This is a genomic window from Frigoribacterium sp. AC759 (assembly GCF_979256015.1).
In genome coordinates this window covers 1-15,702 of sequence record NZ_CEEDMT010000001.1, presented here as the reverse complement: position 1 = coordinate 15,702, position 15,702 = coordinate 1, and the positions used below count along the sequence as shown (strand labels likewise).

General features: G+C 72.4%; 15 protein-coding genes. 7 read left to right on the top strand and 8 right to left on the bottom strand.

Annotated features, from left to right (window positions below; translation table 11 throughout):
* Positions 1 to 54: 54 nt before the first annotated feature.
* From ACZ6JE_RS00075 to galU, 3 genes are all read right to left on the bottom strand, one after another.
* Positions 55 to 1,125: a hypothetical protein gene (locus ACZ6JE_RS00075; protein WP_464317875.1), complete on the bottom strand. Its 1,071-nt coding sequence runs from the start codon at positions 1,123 to 1,125 to the stop codon at positions 55 to 57.
* Between the two features lie 123 nt (positions 1,126 to 1,248).
* The gene (locus tag ACZ6JE_RS00070) at positions 1,249 to 1,896 is read right to left on the bottom strand and encodes a GNAT family N-acetyltransferase (RefSeq protein ID WP_192059445.1); all 648 of its coding nucleotides are present in this window, start codon (positions 1,894 to 1,896) and stop codon (positions 1,249 to 1,251) included.
* 12 nt (positions 1,897 to 1,908) lie between these two features.
* Positions 1,909 to 2,802, bottom strand: coding sequence for a UTP--glucose-1-phosphate uridylyltransferase GalU (galU, locus tag ACZ6JE_RS00065; RefSeq protein ID WP_464317874.1), 894 nt, complete (start codon positions 2,800 to 2,802; stop codon positions 1,909 to 1,911).
* 66 nt (positions 2,803 to 2,868) lie between these two features.
* Between galU and ACZ6JE_RS00060 the strand changes: the two genes are divergently transcribed.
* From ACZ6JE_RS00060 to mscL, 3 genes are all read left to right on the top strand, one after another.
* The gene (locus ACZ6JE_RS00060; RefSeq protein ID WP_192059441.1) at positions 2,869 to 3,447 is read left to right on the top strand and encodes a 5-formyltetrahydrofolate cyclo-ligase; all 579 of its coding nucleotides are present in this window, start codon (positions 2,869 to 2,871) and stop codon (positions 3,445 to 3,447) included.
* A 30-nt stretch (positions 3,448 to 3,477) separates the two neighbouring features.
* The gene (locus tag ACZ6JE_RS00055) at positions 3,478 to 3,873 is read left to right on the top strand and encodes an FmdB family zinc ribbon protein (RefSeq protein WP_320477092.1); all 396 of its coding nucleotides are present in this window, start codon (positions 3,478 to 3,480) and stop codon (positions 3,871 to 3,873) included.
* An 80-nt stretch (positions 3,874 to 3,953) separates the two neighbouring features.
* Positions 3,954 to 4,451 carry a large conductance mechanosensitive channel protein MscL gene (gene mscL, locus ACZ6JE_RS00050; protein WP_192059438.1) on the top strand — a complete coding sequence of 166 codons (498 nt, stop codon included), beginning with the start codon at positions 3,954 to 3,956 and terminating at the stop codon, positions 4,449 to 4,451.
* A 561-nt stretch (positions 4,452 to 5,012) separates the two neighbouring features.
* Here mscL and ACZ6JE_RS00045 read toward each other — a convergent pair.
* Positions 5,013 to 5,228, bottom strand: coding sequence for a hypothetical protein (locus tag ACZ6JE_RS00045; protein ID WP_464317873.1), 216 nt, complete (start codon positions 5,226 to 5,228; stop codon positions 5,013 to 5,015).
* Positions 5,225 to 8,992 (bottom strand): AAA family ATPase, encoded by a 3,768-nt coding sequence (locus ACZ6JE_RS00040; protein ID WP_192059436.1) that lies wholly within the window; start codon positions 8,990 to 8,992, stop codon positions 5,225 to 5,227. Before ACZ6JE_RS00040 ends, ACZ6JE_RS00045 begins: the two co-directional genes overlap by 4 nt.
* A gap of 153 nt (positions 8,993 to 9,145) precedes the next feature.
* Between ACZ6JE_RS00040 and ACZ6JE_RS00035 the strand changes: the two genes are divergently transcribed.
* From ACZ6JE_RS00035 to ACZ6JE_RS00025, 3 genes are all read left to right on the top strand, one after another.
* Positions 9,146 to 9,637, top strand: a complete 492-nt coding sequence (locus ACZ6JE_RS00035; RefSeq protein ID WP_320477095.1) for a hypothetical protein — start codon at positions 9,146 to 9,148, stop codon at positions 9,635 to 9,637.
* Positions 9,638 to 9,837: 200 nt separating this feature from the next.
* Positions 9,838 to 10,044 (top strand): YegP family protein, encoded by a 207-nt coding sequence (locus ACZ6JE_RS00030; RefSeq protein ID WP_192059433.1) that lies wholly within the window; start codon positions 9,838 to 9,840, stop codon positions 10,042 to 10,044.
* 7 nt (positions 10,045 to 10,051) lie between these two features.
* On the top strand, positions 10,052 to 11,020 hold the full coding sequence (locus tag ACZ6JE_RS00025) for an epimerase (RefSeq protein WP_192059431.1): 969 nt from the start codon (positions 10,052 to 10,054) through the stop codon (positions 11,018 to 11,020).
* Between the two features lie 337 nt (positions 11,021 to 11,357).
* On the opposite strand, the gene ACZ6JE_RS00020 is transcribed toward ACZ6JE_RS00025, so the two are convergent.
* From ACZ6JE_RS00020 to ACZ6JE_RS00010, 3 genes are all read right to left on the bottom strand, one after another.
* Positions 11,358 to 12,335, bottom strand: a complete 978-nt coding sequence (locus tag ACZ6JE_RS00020) for a WcbI family polysaccharide biosynthesis putative acetyltransferase (protein WP_464317872.1) — start codon at positions 12,333 to 12,335, stop codon at positions 11,358 to 11,360.
* A gap of 148 nt (positions 12,336 to 12,483) precedes the next feature.
* A complete protein-coding gene (locus tag ACZ6JE_RS00015) occupies positions 12,484 to 13,746 on the bottom strand; it encodes a DUF418 domain-containing protein (RefSeq protein WP_464317871.1) in 1,263 nt (420 codons plus the stop codon).
* A gap of 93 nt (positions 13,747 to 13,839) precedes the next feature.
* A complete protein-coding gene (locus ACZ6JE_RS00010; RefSeq protein ID WP_192059425.1) occupies positions 13,840 to 14,085 on the bottom strand; it encodes a glutaredoxin family protein in 246 nt (81 codons plus the stop codon).
* Between the two features lie 147 nt (positions 14,086 to 14,232).
* Between ACZ6JE_RS00010 and ACZ6JE_RS00005 the strand changes: the two genes are divergently transcribed.
* Positions 14,233 to 15,552 (top strand): amidohydrolase family protein, encoded by a 1,320-nt coding sequence (locus ACZ6JE_RS00005; RefSeq protein WP_464317870.1) that lies wholly within the window; start codon positions 14,233 to 14,235, stop codon positions 15,550 to 15,552.
* Positions 15,553 to 15,702: the final 150 nt, after the last annotated feature.

Sequence of the window (15,702 nt, the reverse complement as noted above, 5' to 3'; positions counted from 1 at the left end):
GGAAACTGCTCTGCAACGATAGCACCCCCGCAGCGGCGCTTCGACCCCGACCGCTCAGACGGCGCGGCGACGCGCGAGAGCCTCGTCGAGCCGGAAGCTGGGCTCGCCGAGGTCGCCGACGATGCCCATCCGGGCGAAGCGGCTGTCGACCGCAGGAGGCGCGGGCTCGGCAGCAGGGGCGGCCTGCGCCGCCGGGGCGGTCGCCTCCGCCGTCGCCGCCGGACGCTCGCGCTCCGGGCGCTTCGCGGGGGCGTTCAGGGCCGCCTCGGCTCGGGCCGCCTGACGGAGCGCGTCGAGCTGCGCCTCGCGGAGGGCCTGCACCGAACGGGCTGCCTCGGCCTGGAGATCGGGCTCGATGTCGGTGCGGGCCGAGGCGGCCGCGCGCGGCGACATGCCCGTGCCCGCGACGGCGCGCTGACGCCCGCGGCGGAGGTAGAGCGGCGTCGGGACGGGGACGGGGGTCCACTGTCGTGACGCCGTCTGCCGACCCTCGCGCGCCTCCTCGGTGACCGTCGCCTCGTCGGCGGTGTCGGCGAAGTCGCGGAACGGCTGCGACACCCGCGGCTCGGCGACGACCTGACGGCGCGATCGTGCCCGCGAGACGGCAGCGAGCTGCGACAGCATCGTGACCGCGACGGCCCCGAAGACGAGACCTGCGACCCCGAGAAGCCACGCCGCCTGCAGATTCAGCACGGCGACCGCGATGGCCACGACGCTGAGCACGAGCGTGGCGGTCGAGACCAGTCGCGACCGACGCAGACGGCGTGCCGCGAGGGCGGGGTCGCGGTCGGCGGCGGACAGCTTCGGACCGGCGGCGGCCAGCTCGCGGGTGATCGCACGCTGCCTCGCGGCCTCGTGCGCCCGGCGCAGGGCCTCGCGCCGCGCCTCCTCGTCTCGGAGGATCCGCTGCGCGTCGGCGACGGACTTCGCGTTCGCCTCGACGCGGACCTCCTCGGGCAGCTCGGCGGTCTGCGCGAGGATGCGGAGGGTCTGCTGCAGACGGATGGCGTTGCGTTCGGTGGCCAGGTACTCCTGACGTTTGTGCCAGGTGGGCACGAGATACGCGACCCAGAGCACGGCGACCAGCGCCAGCACGGCGCCGCCACCCCAGGACTCGATGTTCATGGTGATAAAGGTATGAGTGCCGAGGGGGCCACGACGCGCAGTCGGCAGGTGTGTCTGCCCGATCGGGCGACGGATCCGCCCCGAGAGGGAGCACGGAGCCGTCGTGCCGGTCGGATCGCCGGCTCAGATCGGGAGGGCGCGCTCCGCCTCGACGAGGGCCTCGGCCGGGATGCTGCCCTGGCCCGCGGGCACCTCGCCCGCCATCCAGCGCGCGAGGACTCCCCCGGGCACCTCCTCGGCGACCAGCGCGAAGCAGAAGTGGTCGCGCCACATGCCGTTGATGTGGATGTACCGCCGACGCAGGCCCTCGTAACGGAAGCCGAGCTTCTCGACGACACGCAGCGACGGGGCGTTCTCGGGCCGGATGCAGACCTCCATCCGGTGGAGTCCGAGCACACGGAAGCAGTAGTCGGTGGCGAGGGCCACGGCCGTCGGCGTCGCGTCGTGCCCCGCGGCGGCCCGGGTCACCCAGTAGCCGATGGTGGCCGAGCCGAGCGAGCCGTAGGTGATGCCGCTGACGTTGAGCTGACCGACGAAGCGACCGTCGAGCTCGATGGCGAACGGCAGACCCAGACCGGCGCGGGCGTTCGTCTGCAGCGAGCGGATGCTGCCGCGGACGTCGTGGCTCGTGAAGCCGGACGGGTTCGTGGCCTCCCATTGGCGGAGCCACGCCCGGTTCTCGGTCAGCGCCGCATCGAGGTCACGGGTGTCGCGGAGGCGGAGGGGCCGGATGCCGATCCGCCCCTCCGCCAACGTGGGGATGTTCGCCACGGTCGTGTCCGCCTACTCCAGCCCGGCGGCGAACTCTTTGATCCACGGGCGCAGCTCGGCGCCGAGATCGTCGCGATCGCTGGCGAGCTGCACGATGGCCTTGATGTAGTCGAGCTTGTCGCCGGTGTCGTAGCGACGCCCGCGGAAGACGACGCCGTAGACGCCGCCCGTCCACTCCTCGGCGCTGGCCATCTTCATCAGCGCGTCGGTCAGCTGGATCTCGCCGCCCTTGCCCGGCTCCTGCTTCTCGAGCACGTCGAAGACCTCGGGCCGGATGACGTAGCGGCCGATGATCGCGAGGTTGGAGGGGGCCTCGCCCTGCGCGGGCTTCTCGACGAGGCCGGTGATCTTGACGACGTCGTCGACGTCGGCCGGCTCGACGGTGGCGATGCCGTAGAGGTGGGTCATCGAGGGGTCGACCTCGAGCAGCGCGACGACGGTCGCGTTCTTCTCGCCCTGCACCTCGATCATGCGGGTGAGCAGCGGGTCGCGGGCGTCGATGATGTCGTCGCCGAGCAGCACGGCGAACGGCTCGCGACCGACGTGCATCTTGGCGCGGAGGACCGCGTGGCCGAGACCGAGCGGGTCGCCCTGACGCACGTAGTGCATGTCGGCGAGGTCGGTCGACTGGTTGACCTTGGCGAGCTTGTCGTGGTCGCCCTTCTTCCGCAGCGTCTCTTCGAGCTCGCTCACGTGGTCGAAGTGGTTCTCGAGGGCGTTCTTGTTACGCCCGGTGATCATCAGCACGTCGGTGAGGCCCGCGGTGACGGCCTCCTCGACGACGTACTGGATCGCCGGCTTGTCGACGACCGGCAGCATCTCCTTCGGCATGGCTTTGGTCGCGGGGAGGAACCGAGTCCCGAGACCCGCTGCGGGAATGACTGCTTTGGTTATAGAGAAGCCCATGCGGGTCAGCGTACCGATCCGAGGCCATCTGCGGGCGTGTCGGTCGTTCCCCCTACGATTGGGCGCATGACGGACGAGGTCGGCAACGAGAAACGCGCCCTACGAGCCGAGCTGCGCCAGCGGCGACGCAACCGCAGCGAGCTCGACCGCGCCGAGGCGAGCGAGGGCATCACCCGGCGGCTGATCGACCTCGCCACGCGACTCGAGGTCCGCTCGATCTCGGCCTACCTGTCGACGACCGACGAGCCCGACACCCGCCCCTTCGTCAACTGGGCCTACGCCAACGGCATCCGCGTGCTGTTCCCGATCTCGCGCGAAGACGGCCTGCTCGACTGGGCGGTGGGCGACGGCGAGAGCGAGAGGCGCGGCCTCTTCGACCTGCCCGAACCGGTCGGCGAGGTGCTCAGCCCGATGGCCATCAACGACGTCGACCTGATCGTCGTGCCCGCGGCGCTCATCGACCACGGCGGCATGCGGATGGGCTGGGGTCGTGGCTACTTCGACAAGACCCTCGGCTCGATGGAGAAACGCCCGCCGGTCTATGCTGTGGTGTTCGATCCCGAGTACGTCGACAGCGTGCCGCGCGAACGCCACGACCAGCCCGTCGACGGGGTCGTGACACCCTCCGGTGTCCACGAGTTCTGACCCGGCCCGCTCCCCCTCTCGAGGACCACAGTGCCCACGTATTCCTACCGCTGCACCGAGTGCGACAACGCCTTCGACATCGTCCAGTCGTTCACCGACGACACGCTGACGGTCTGCCCCGTCTGCGAGGGCCGGCTCCGCAAGGTGTTCAGCCCCGTCGGCGTCACCTTCAACGGCTCGGGCTTCTACCGCACCGACTCACGGGGGTCGAAGGGGTCGGGTTCGGGGTCGAGCGACAAGGGGTCGGGCTCGGGGTCGAGCTCGGGGTCCGGCTCGGGCTCTGGGTCGAGCGGCGGATCGTCCGACAAGAAGAGCTCAGGAGGCGCGGCGACGTCCTCGACGTCGTCCTCCGGCGGCAGCGGCTCGGGTTCGTCGGGCGGCGGCTCGGGTTCGTCGAGCAGCAGCGGCGGCAAGTCCTCGTCCTGATCGGTCGTCGGCACGGTCGGCGTGGTTGAGTGCTCCCTGAGAGCACGTACCCCGACCCACCGATCCGAAGGAGCACGCCCGTGAAGGGTTTCAAAGAGTTCATCCTGCGCGGCAACGTGATCGACCTGGCCGTCGCCGTGGTCATCGGCGCCGCGTTCACCGCCATCGTCACGTCGCTGGTGACCAACATCTTCAACCCGTTGATCGGTGCGGCGTTCAACGCGCAGTCGCTGGACGACAGCCTGATTCTCACGATCCCGACGGTCGGCGGCGAGGAGGCGCGGCTGCTGTTCGGTGCCGTCCTCGGCTCGGCGATCCAGTTCGTGATCATCGCGGCCGTCGTCTACTTCTGCCTCGTGCTGCCGGTGAACCACCTCCTGAAGCGCACCTTCGCCCGGCAGGCCGCCGAAGAGACCCCCGCCGACGTGCCGCCCACCGACGTCGAGCTGCTCAGCGAGATCCGCGATCTGCTGCGGGCGCAGAACGCCGCAGCCGTCGCCGGTTCGGGGTCGCACGCCGCGCCTCCTGCGGAGGGTGTCGACCGCTCGGGCACGAACGGCCCGCTCGGGAGCCGCTGAGCTGTAGCGCATGTCGCCGACCACGGCCCGCCACGATCATGTGGCGGGCCGTGGTCGTTCTGCGCTGAACGGAGTGACCCGGAACGGCCTCTCCGCCACGCCCTAGGCCCGGTTTGAGGCACTTCGTTGGGCGGCGCGGCAGCGCAGAGCAAGCGCGCCGAACGACGTGACCCGAAGGGACCCCTCCGCCACGCCCAAGGCCCGGTTTGAGGCACTTCGATGGGCGGCGCGGAAGCGGAGCTCAGCCGCGCCAAACGATGTGACCCGAAAGGGCCCCTCCGCCGCGCTCAAGCCTCGGTTTCAGGCACTTCGTTCGGCGGCGCGGCGGCGGCGCGCAGCGCAGCCGCAAAGCGGGGCCAGTCAGCTGAACTAAGTGACCCGAAGGGGCACCTCCGCCACGCGAGAGGCCCGGTTTGAGGCACTTCGTTGGGCGGCGCGGCAGCGCAGAGCAAGCGCGCCGAACAATGTGACCGGAAGGGGCCCCTCCGCCGCGGTTCAGGCACGGTTTGGGGCACCTCGTTCAGCGGCGCGGCAGCGCAGCGGTGAGGCAGCGCCGCAGGCTCAGCCCCAGTGGGGCGGCACGTCGGCGCGCAGCTGCGCGTCGTTCTCGGCCGACGCATGCCGAGGAGGCTCGGGTGCCGGAGTCGGATCGCTGCCGGGAACCGGGTCGGTCGAGACCCGACGCCCTCCGCGACGTCGCACCACGAGCGGGGTCGGGGCGACCGCCTCGACGACCGGAGGTGTGTCGTCGTCGGGCGCCGCGCCTCCTCGGGTCACCCTCGGTTGACGTGCTGACTGGCCGGCACGCTCGGGATCTCGGTCGTGCGCGAACCCTCGATGCCGAGCACCTCGGCCACGCGCGACGCCACCGCGTCGGGGTCGGTGAAGAGCTGGAACGCGTGCACCCGCACGTAGTGCCAGCCGAGGCGGCGCAGCGTCTCGGGGCGCGCCCGCAGCGACTCGCGGAGACTCGTGCGCGAGAGGGTCGTGTCGGTCTCGATGGTGACGCAGACCCCGTCGTGCGCCGCCACGAGCCCGAGCTTGCCCCGGTGACCCAGCGCGACGGGGATGCCCTTCGCCTCGAGCCTGCGGGCCAGATCGACCAGCATCGGGTCGCTGTCGTCGGGGACGTGCTCCGCCGTCGTGCGCACCTGCACCTCGGTGAGGATCTCCGAGAGCGCGACGGTTCCGTGGCCCATGCGCCCGCCGTCGATGTCGCGCGGCTGGAAGCACGTCACGATCACCATCGAGCGGCGTGCACGGGTCATCGCGACCGCGAGCAGACGCTCGCCGCCGGGCTGCCCGAGCGGACCGAAGTCGCTCAGCACGCGGCCGTGAGGGGTGCGTCCGTAGCCGATCGAGAAGATCACGTGGTCACGGCTCTGCGCGACGCTCTGCTCGAGGGTCGCGACCATGAACGGCTCGGCGCGGTCGCCGACGACGAACTCGGTCAGGTCTTTATGACCCGAGACCGCGGTGAGCACGGCCTGCTGCACCCGCACGGCGTGCTTGGCGCTGGCGGTGATCACCATCAGCGACTCGCGGGGGCGGGTGCGGGCGTGCTCGACGACGAGCGACACGACGCGGTCGACCTCGGCGTCGACGCTCTCGACGGCTCCGGACTCGGGGTCGGGCACGGCCGTGCCACCCGAGACGTAGTCGAGCGCGATGCTGCCGTGCCCGAGGAAGCTCCCCGCCCAGGGCAGCGACTCGATCCGCCCGCCGTAGAAGCGGCGGTTGACCAGCTCGGCGAGGTCTTCGCCACCGGCGCGGTAGCTGCGGGTCAGCGACAGCGTGGGCAGCAGCGCCGACAGGCGGGCGAGCGCGCTGTCGGAGTGGAGGGCCTCGAGGGTGGCGTCGTCGTGCGACGGCGGGCGCTTGCCCGGCGTGACGGCGATGTCGAACTCGGACGGCGTCTGCGTGACGGGGTCGCCGAACGCGACCGTCTGCTTGCCGCGACGGATGGCGCCGACGTTCTCGGCGATCGTGGTCGCCCCCGCGTCGACGAGGATCACGGTGTCGAACGGGACGGTGTCGGCGATGGTGTGCACCTCGTACGGCGAGGCCAGCCAGACCGGTGCGATCGATCGCGACAGATGCGGGGCGGCGTCGTGCAGGAGGCGCGCGGTCACGTGCTCCTGACGCAGGAGGCGCTTGAGCGCGGCCGCCTCGTCGGGCCAGTCGACGAGACCGATCGTCCAGTTCTCGGCCAGCAGCCAGCCGAGGAGCTGCGCGCTGCCGGCGGCGTGCGCCTCGTCGACGAGCCGGAAGTCGGCCTCGAGCCGGTCGAGCATCGCCGTGTTGGCACCGAGCAGCGCCCGGTCCGCCTCGAGCAGCGACTCGAGCGCCGAACGCCACCAGGCGAGCTCGAGCTCGGCGGCGACCTGCTGCTCGGGCACGTGCCGGTTCGCGAGATCGGTGAGCAGCGGGGTCAGCTCGAGGTCGCGGAGCGTCGTCATCAGCTCGGTGCGCTCCTGAAGGTTCTGCAGCACGTCGCTCTCGGCGGCGAGGGCCTCGAGGCGCTGCTGCAGCTCGACGACGCCGATCTCGGTGAGCCGTTCGTCGCCGGTGAGCCCGAGCGGACGATCGAGACGGTCCAGGTCTTGAGAGACCTGCTGGTGCAGCACGTGGGTGTCGGCGATGCCGGTCGGCACCTCGGGCGGGATGCCCGCGGCGACGTAGCGCTGCCATTCGTAGCGCTGCTGCTGGATGCGCTGCAGGGCGCCGTGCAGGTCGGCGATGTGGACGCCCGGGCGGACGTACTCGCGCGCGAGCTTCTTCAGACGGCGGCGGTTCGCGCTCGACATGTCGGGCGCCTCGCGCTTCGGCGCGGTCGCCGCGACGAGCTCGGCGACGGACCGGTCGAACACCACGGGCAGGAACTTGTCGAGGGTGTCGCGGATGTCGGTCAGGAGGCGCAGGTAGACACCCAACTCGGCGATCGACTCGAACGGTCGCATGCGGGTGCTGCCGATGACGTCGCCGGCACGCTCGAGGAGGCGCGGCAGGTCTCTGTGGTTCAGGTTCTTGGCCAGCTGATGGGCGTCGCCCGCGCCGAACGACTCGGAGAACTGCGAGCCGTACCAGGGCGAGTCGCCCGGGCCGTAGCGGAACTCGCCGAGGTTGGCGGCGTTGACCATCGTCTCGGCGACCCGCGAGCGGCCGTCGACCATGGCCTCGATGCTGCGCCTGCTGAGTCGGGCGGTCGTGGCGGGCGGCGCGGGGAGGAGCGCGAGGCGCGAGAGCTCGGTGAGGCAGTCGAGCACGGAGACCTCGAGGCGGGGATCGCGCTTGCTGAGGGCGCCGCGGTAGTCGACGAGCACCTTGCGGAGGCGCACCAGCGCGTCGTCCACCTCGCCCATCTGCGGCCGGGCGGCCTTCTCGTTGCGACCGATGGCGCGCACGACGTCGCGGCGCAGGGTCTTGGGAGCCACGGCGACCCCGGGCAGGCCCACCTCGGTGAGGCGGTCGCCGATGCCGTTCAGGGTCGCGCGTCGGGCGCTGACGACCAGCACCCGCTTGTTCTGCGACACCAGCCGACCCAGGGCGTTGACGATGGTCTGCGTGCCGCCCGTGCCGGGCAGCGTCTTCACGACGACGGAGTTGCCGGCCGCGATCTGGGCGACCACGTTCTCCTGTTCGGGGTCGGCGTCGAGCAGCAGGGTGTCCGTCTCGGGGCTGCGCTCGTCCTGCGGGGTCGCCGACGCCGACCGGTGGCCCTCGGCGACCTGGCGGAGCGCCATCGCGTTGCCGGTGAGCGCGTCGAGCACGGGGTGGCCGAGCTCACGGGTGTCGAGCGCCATCTCGGTGCCGACCTCGGCGAAGGTCGAGACGATGAGACGGGGCTGCACGGTGAACCACTCGAGGTGCGCCGTCAGACCGCGCAGCCGGTCGATGACGGGGTTCGGCGTGAACGAGCCCTCGCGGCTCGCGAGGGCGACGAACGACTCGGCGTCGAGCGCGATGTCGAACTGCTCGTGCAGGGCGTCGACCAGTGCCGGGTTCAGGAACGGCTTGCCGAGCAGCTTGACCTCGAAGTCGCGCCCGTGCCGGCGGATGGCGAGCGGGCGGAGCAGCACGGGTGCCCGGTAGTCGTGGCCGGCGTGCGACCAGGCGGCGACGCCGATGGCCAGATGCACGGCGTCGATGCCGCGGACCGTCGCGAGCTCGAGACCCTTCGCGGCGATCTCGCCGGCGGCGAGGCGTGCGGTGCGGAGAGCCAGATCGTCGCGGATCAGGCTCGACAGCAGAGTGGTCTTGCCGGTGATGAACTGCGCGAGACCGCCGGGGTGGGTCGTGCTCAGCTCGATGCGTGCACGCTGCTCGTCGCCGAAGTGCAGCAGGGTCGACCGGCCGCCGACCTCGCCCAGCTGCTGACGCCAGACCGCCCAGACGGGTTCGGCCGCGTTGCCGACCGTCAGACCCGGATCACCGAAGCTCACGGTGTGCGGTGAGCCTGCGCCACCGGGCGCGCTCGTCGGGACGCCCACGGAACTCGTTCCGTCGTCGTCGTTGTCATGCTGTCTGTCGGCGCGCCACACACCTCATACCTTAAGGCGTCGATGCCGGGATCTTCGGGAGGACCGGCGGTTACCGCCGACCTGCACCATCGTTTCTCTACGTTCTATGTGACATGACGGTGCCTGTCATGTCACTGCGCGTGGTTGGGTTATGGTCATCACAGTCGATTGTGAATGAGCCAGTCGACCCGGAGCGAACCACGGGAGACCACCTTGCCCTTCGAGAAGAAGTACAGCACGGCCATTCGCGAGCAGTCGCTCGCCCATGTCCTGGAACGGCGCCTGGCAGAGCCCGGCAACCGCGCGGTGATCCGCGAGACCGCCGCGCAGTTCGGCATCGGCGAGCAGTCGCTGCGCGGCTGGATCCGGGCGCACGAGCGAGCCAACGCCCCCGCGACGGCGGGTGCCGACGCGAGAGCGGCCGGAGACGACGCCGAGACGGGCGGAGTGCGAGCGGGCGGGGCGCCGGCCGGCGCAGCACCGGCCGACCAGACGCAGGCGGGCGGGGCGCAGGCGGGCGACGGGCCGGCCGGGTCGGGCTCGGGCGACGCCGCGTTCGACGACACCCCCGCCGGGCGCATCGCCGCACTCGAGGCCGAGGTCGCACGACTCCGCCGCGACCGGGAGGCACTGAAGACGGCGATGGCCGTCGTGCTCGTCGACTGATCGCCGGGCGGAGACCGACGACACGGCCACCGGGTCTCGACGGGGGGATCGAGAGCGGGCGGCCGTGTCGCGGCGCACCCAGTATGCGATCTGAAATGTCATACGTCAAGCCCGCCGATGTCATCTGGTCTCGTCCGGCGTCGTGGTCGTAGTGTGTCCTTCACCGACAGCGCGTCGCACGTTCCGATTTGGGGGCCACCATGGCTGGAAGATTCATCGTCACCCGTGACGCGGAGGGTCAGTTCCGGTTCGCTCTGACCACGGCGACCGGTGAGGTCGTCGCAACGTCCGACGCGTACCGCCAGAAGGGCTCCGCGATGAACGCCATCGACTCGATGCGCCTCCTCGCCGCCGACGCCATCGTCGACGACCGAACCGAGTCGGCCGAGCCGACCCGGGCCGACTAGGCGTCGCGTGACCCAGCACGTCGTCCTCGCCGGCGCCTCCGGGTTCATCGGAAAGCACCTGGCCGACGCCTTCCGGGCCGAGGGCGCCCGCGTCAGCCTCATCGGCCGCCGCGGGCCGGACGCCCGGTGGGGCGACACCGCCGCGATCACCGAACTGCTCGACGGCGCCGACCTGCTGGTCAACCTCGCCGGCAAGAGCGTCAACTGCCGCTACTCGCCGGCGAACCGCGCGGAGATCCTGCGCTCCCGGGTCGCGACCACCCGCGAACTGGGCGAAGCGATCGCCGCCTGCGCCGCGCCTCCTCGGCTCTGGCTCAACTCGTCGACCTCGACGATCTACCGCCACGCCGACGACCGCCCCATGTCCGAAGCCGAGGGCGAGATCGGCTCCGGCTTCTCGGTCGACGTCGCGACCGCGTGGGAGGACGCCCTGTTCGCCCCCGACCTGCCGAACACCCGCCGCGTGGCACTGCGCATCTCGATCGTCCTCGGCGACGGCGGCGCCCTGACCCCTCTCGTCAACCTCGCCCGAGCGGGGCTCGGCGGCCCCCAGCTCGACGGGCGCTGGCCGGCGACCCGCTCACGGCTCTGGGCCGGCACGTACCACCGGCGCGCGACGCCCGGCGGCCGGCAGAAGTTCAGCTGGATCCACATCGACGACATGATCGGGTCGCTCCGCTGGCTGCGCGACCACGACGAGATCGAGGGCGTCGTCAACATCGCGTCGCCGAACCCGGTCGACAACCGCACCATGATGGACGTCGTCCGCCGCGCCGTCGGCATGCCGATCGGGCTGCCCGCCTTCCGCTGGATGCTCGAGATCGGCATGGCGGTGTTCCGCACCGAGAGCGAGCTCGTGCTCAAGAGCCGCTGGATCGAGCCGCGGCGGCTGGTCGACGGCGGGTACGTCTTCGAGCATCCGCACATCGAGGAGGCGGTCGGCACGATCGTCGCGGAGCGTCGCCGGCGCCGGTAGTCGCGCCTCGGACGCTGGCGCCGTCGTCGTCGTCGCAGGCGTCGTCGTCGCAGGCGTCGTCGTCGCAGGCGTCGTCGTCGCAGGCGTCGTCGTCGTCGTCCCATGAACCTCGTTCGCGAAGATGAACCGCGTTATATCGCGGTTCATCTTCGCGAACGAGGTTCTTCGGACCGGCGGCCGGGCGGCGGCCGGGCGGCGGCCGGGCGGCGGCCGACCGACGGCCGGGCCACGGCCGGCCAGGCGGCGGCCGACCAGGCGGCGGGCGGCCAGGCGGCGCCCGACCGGCGCCCGACCGACGTCCGCCCGGCGCCCGGCGGACCGCCGCCCAACGGCCGCCTCAGCGCAGGCCGAGGGTCGCGAGCGCGCCGGCGTGCCGTGCGAGACCCGCATCGACGGCGTCGGGATGCTCCGCGTACCAGGCGAGATGGGCGGCGCGGACCTCGTCGGTCGAGACGGACGCGCCGTCGACGACCCAGTGGTCGGTCGGCGACGCATCGAGGCCGAACGCCTCGATCACGGCCGCCTCCCGCGGCGCGTGCACGCGATCGAGCAGCGGCCGACCCGGATCGACGACGTGCTCGGGCAGACCGAGTGCGGCGCGCACCCGCGTCGCAGCCGCACTCCAGACCGGGTTGCCGGGGTGGTTCAGCGTGCGCATCTGATCGAACGAGGGGCGCTCGAACAGGTCGGACAGCACCACGGTCTCGTTCGCGGCCTCGCGGCGGCGCAGCTGGTCGAGCGACTCGTCGGCGATGGTGTGGACGGTTCTCGTGTCGAGGCGGGCGGCGACTCCGGCTGCCGGCACCGCGCCTCCTTCGCGTCGGATCGCCGCTTCGACCAGCACCCGCAGGTCGTGGTACTCGACGACGGGCGGCACCAGCGACGTGTCGCTCGGCGGTCGGACGATCGCGTGGGTCGGGTAAAGCCCGGCGACGCGGATCACCGGCACGCGCAGCACGCGCCCTCCGGCGGGCAGCAGCGCGGCCAGCTGAGCCGTGCCGAGGGGCATGCCGTGGTAGTCGGTGCGCACCGGCTGCGACACGAGCACCGCCGCCCGCGACAGCCAGTACCGCAGATACGGCAGGTCGCTCGCCGTGAGCTCGTGCACCGCCGGGATGCGGATCGTCGCGAGGCCCGGCCCCTCGAGCATCTGCCGCAGGCTCTCGGCCTGGCAGTTGCCGACCACGATCGCGACGTCGTCGGCCGGGCCCTCCGCCAGCGAGTAGAAGACGCCGTAGTGATGCGCGCGGGGGTCCGCGTCGACCGGAGGCGCAGGAGGCGCAGGAGGCGCGGCAGAGGGAGAGGAGTCGGTCACGGTCCCAGCATGGCCCGGTGCGGCGCCGGGTGCGTCGCGGTCGGGCCCGGACGTCGGATGCCCGGCACCCGGTGCGGCGCCCGGTGCGCCGCGGTCGGGCCCGGACGTCGGGCACCCGGCACCCGGTGCGGCACCGGGTGCGTCGCGGTCAGCGACCGTAGCTCAGCCGACGGAGCAGCCGCTCGGCCGGCCCCGGCGTCGACGTGCGCTCGAGCACCACGGCGACGACCACGGTGGCCAGCCACACGCCGACGGCGACGAGCGCCACGCGCAGCGTCCCCGCTTCGACACCGAGCCCCAGCGCCCACGGCTTCAGCAGCACGACGAAGAGCACCGACTGCAGCAGATAGCAGGTGAGCGATCGACGGCCCACCGCGACGAGGGCCGACAGCACGAAGCCCGGCTGCGCTCCAGGCCCCACGACGGACCCCGCGGCGGGCCCGGCTGCGCGCCCCGCCGCCCCGGTACCCGAGGAGGCGCGCTCGGCACGCCGCGCCGCCCACCAGCCGACGAGCCCGAAGAACGCCAGAGCGCCTGCGATGCCCGTCGTGCCGTGCAGCATGCCGAGCAGGTAGAGCAGCCCCTCGCCGGGCTGCCAGACGCCGATGGCGGCGAGCACGAGCGGCAGGGCGCCCAGGATGCTGATCGGGAACCCGACGAGCGTCAGTCGGCGCAGCAGCACGACGTGCCGCTCGGGCTGCTCGAGCACGCGGCGGCGGCCGAGCAGGGTGCCGATCGCGGCGAGCGGCAGCAGCATCGCGACGGTGAACGGCGCGGTGAAGACGAGCCCCGCGAGGGCGATCACCCGCCAGAGGAGGTCGCCGAGCACGGTGCGCTGGTCGAAGGGGAGCCAGGAGGTGTCGCCCGCACCGCCGCCGAGGCCGTCGACCCCGGCCATGACGACGAAGACGACGAGAGTCGACCAGCCCACGACCCGGAAGACCTTGTCGCTCGCGGCGAACATCGCCGCGAGCACCAGCCCGAGGGCGCCGTAGCTGAGCAGGATGTCGCCCTCGAAGAGCAGCACGATGTGCAGCGCGCCGAACACGATCAGCCAGAGGCTGCGCCGCAGCAGCAGCGACCGCGCTCGGCCCCGATCGACGCCCCGCTCGGCCTGTCGGCGGATCAGCACGGTGAAGCCGTACGCGAAGAGCAGGGTGAACAGCGGGAAGGCCCGGTTGTCGACGAAGGTGCCGACCAGCACGTCGGCCACGTGGTCGCCCGTCGAGCCGTCGACGGGTCGGGCCAGCGGACCCATCGTGCGGCCGACGATGTAGTAGACCGAGTTCGCGAGCGCGATGCCGAGCAGCGCGACGCCCCTCAGCAGATCGGGTGCGACGAAGCGTTCGGACGCGGCCACCGGCCCGCTGTACGCGACGGGCGGCGGCTTGGGCGACAGGTCGGTGCTCATGCGATCAGCCTGGCCGACAGCACACCGGCGACGCCACCGCCGGGAGAGGGAGATGGGGACGACGCGCAGGCCGCGCGGCCTGGGGAGGACCGGTCAGAGCTTGGCCGCGAGCTCCGGGTCGGTCGGCTCGACGAGGTGCGTGCCGTCGGGGAACACGACGACGGGGATGTTCGTGCGACCGCTCACGGCGTAGGCGCGATCGGCGCCGTCGGCGACGGCCTCGAGGTCGACGTAGTCGTACTCGACCCCGCGCGAGTCGAGCAGCGCCTTCGAGCGACGGCAGTCGCGGCACCATTCGGCGCCGAACATGAGGATGCGGTCGGGGGCACTGTCAGACATAAGCGTGATTCTAAGCCTCGGTTCCGAGGGCATGCTGGGACACCGGCGGAGACACCCGTCCGCGGGCTCCGTCACGCGGCAGCCGGCGGGTCGGGCCGAGGAGGCGCGGGTAACGTCCCCGACACACGTCGCTGCTAGACACGCCCCATGCTCGAGATCACCGGCGCCACCCGCATCGTCGTCGACGACCAGACCGAGACCACCGGCAGCCTCTTCGTCGAGGGTGGGGTGATCGTCGACGGCTCGTCGGGCGAGGTCACCGAGACCCTCGACGCGAGCGGCTGCGTCGTCACTCCCGGCCTCGTCAACGCGCATCACCATCTGCTGCAGAGCGGATTCCGCACCCTGCCGGGCACCCGCGGCGTCCCGATGGCCGACTGGCTGCCCGCGATGGCCGGGGCCTACGGCGCCGCCGGCATCGATCCGTCGCTCGTCGCCGCGACCACGGCCGTCGGCGTCGCCGAGGGCCTGCTCAGCGGGGTGACGACCGTGGCCGACCACCACCTGAACTGGCCGGTGCCGGCGGTCTCGGCCGCCGACACGGTGGCCGTCGCCCGGGCCGTCGCCGAGGCCGCGCGAGCGCTCGGGGGGCGACTCGTGTTCGTGCGCGGCTCGGCGCGCGACGATCCGCAGACGGCGGCCGGCTCGGCGGAGGCGATCGTGCGCGGCCTGCTGACCCGCGCCTCCGGAAGCATCCCGACCGGTGGCGTCTCGGACGACGGCATGCTCCAGGTCGCCGTCGGACCGGCCGGCGTGCACAGCGACGGCCGCGAGACGTTCGAGCTGCTGGGCGAGGTCGCCGCCCGCCACGGGCTCAGGAGGCGCACCCAGGCGAACGAGCAGGTCGACGTCGTCATCGCCCTCGAGCGCTACGGACGACGCCCGCTCGACCTGCTCGACGAATGGGGCTGGCTCGCGGACGACGTCACGATCGCCCACCTCTGCGCCGTCGAGCCGGGCGAGATCGCCCGTCTGGCCGCCGCGGGCGTCAGCGCGACGCACGCCCCGGGGTGCGACCTGCCGATGGGCTGGGGCATCGCCCCGGTCGCCGCCCTGCTGGCCGCCGGAGTGCCCGTCGGCCTCGGCACGAGCGGGGGCGGCAGCAACGACGCCGGGCATCTGCTCGCCGACGCGCGGCTCGCGATGCAGGTCGCACCGCTCGTGGGGCCTCCGATCGCAGCGCGCATGATGCTGGGCCTGGCGACGGCGGGCTCGGCGGCCGGGCTCGGACGACCCGAGCTGGGGCATCTGCGACCGGGCGCCGCGGCCGACCTCTGCCTGTGGGACGTCACCGGGGTTGCCGACGCGGGGGTCGCCGACCCCGTCGCCGGGCTGCTCTGGGCGGCGCCGGGGCGCCGACCGCGCGACGTCTACGTGGCGGGGAGGCGCGTGGTCGAGGGCGGGCGGCTCGTCGCCGCCGACGAGCGCGACCTCGTCGCCGCGCTGGCGACGCGCCTCGCCCGCTGAGGCGCCGGAGGCGGAGCCGCCCGCACCGCACGCAGTGACGCGCCGCCTGCGCCCGCCTCGTGCTCGACCTGTAGCGGCGCGCGAGACGCAGACGAACATGCGGTCGCCGGCGGCCTGCTCGTCGGGTGTGAGGATCGAGTCGCGGTGGTC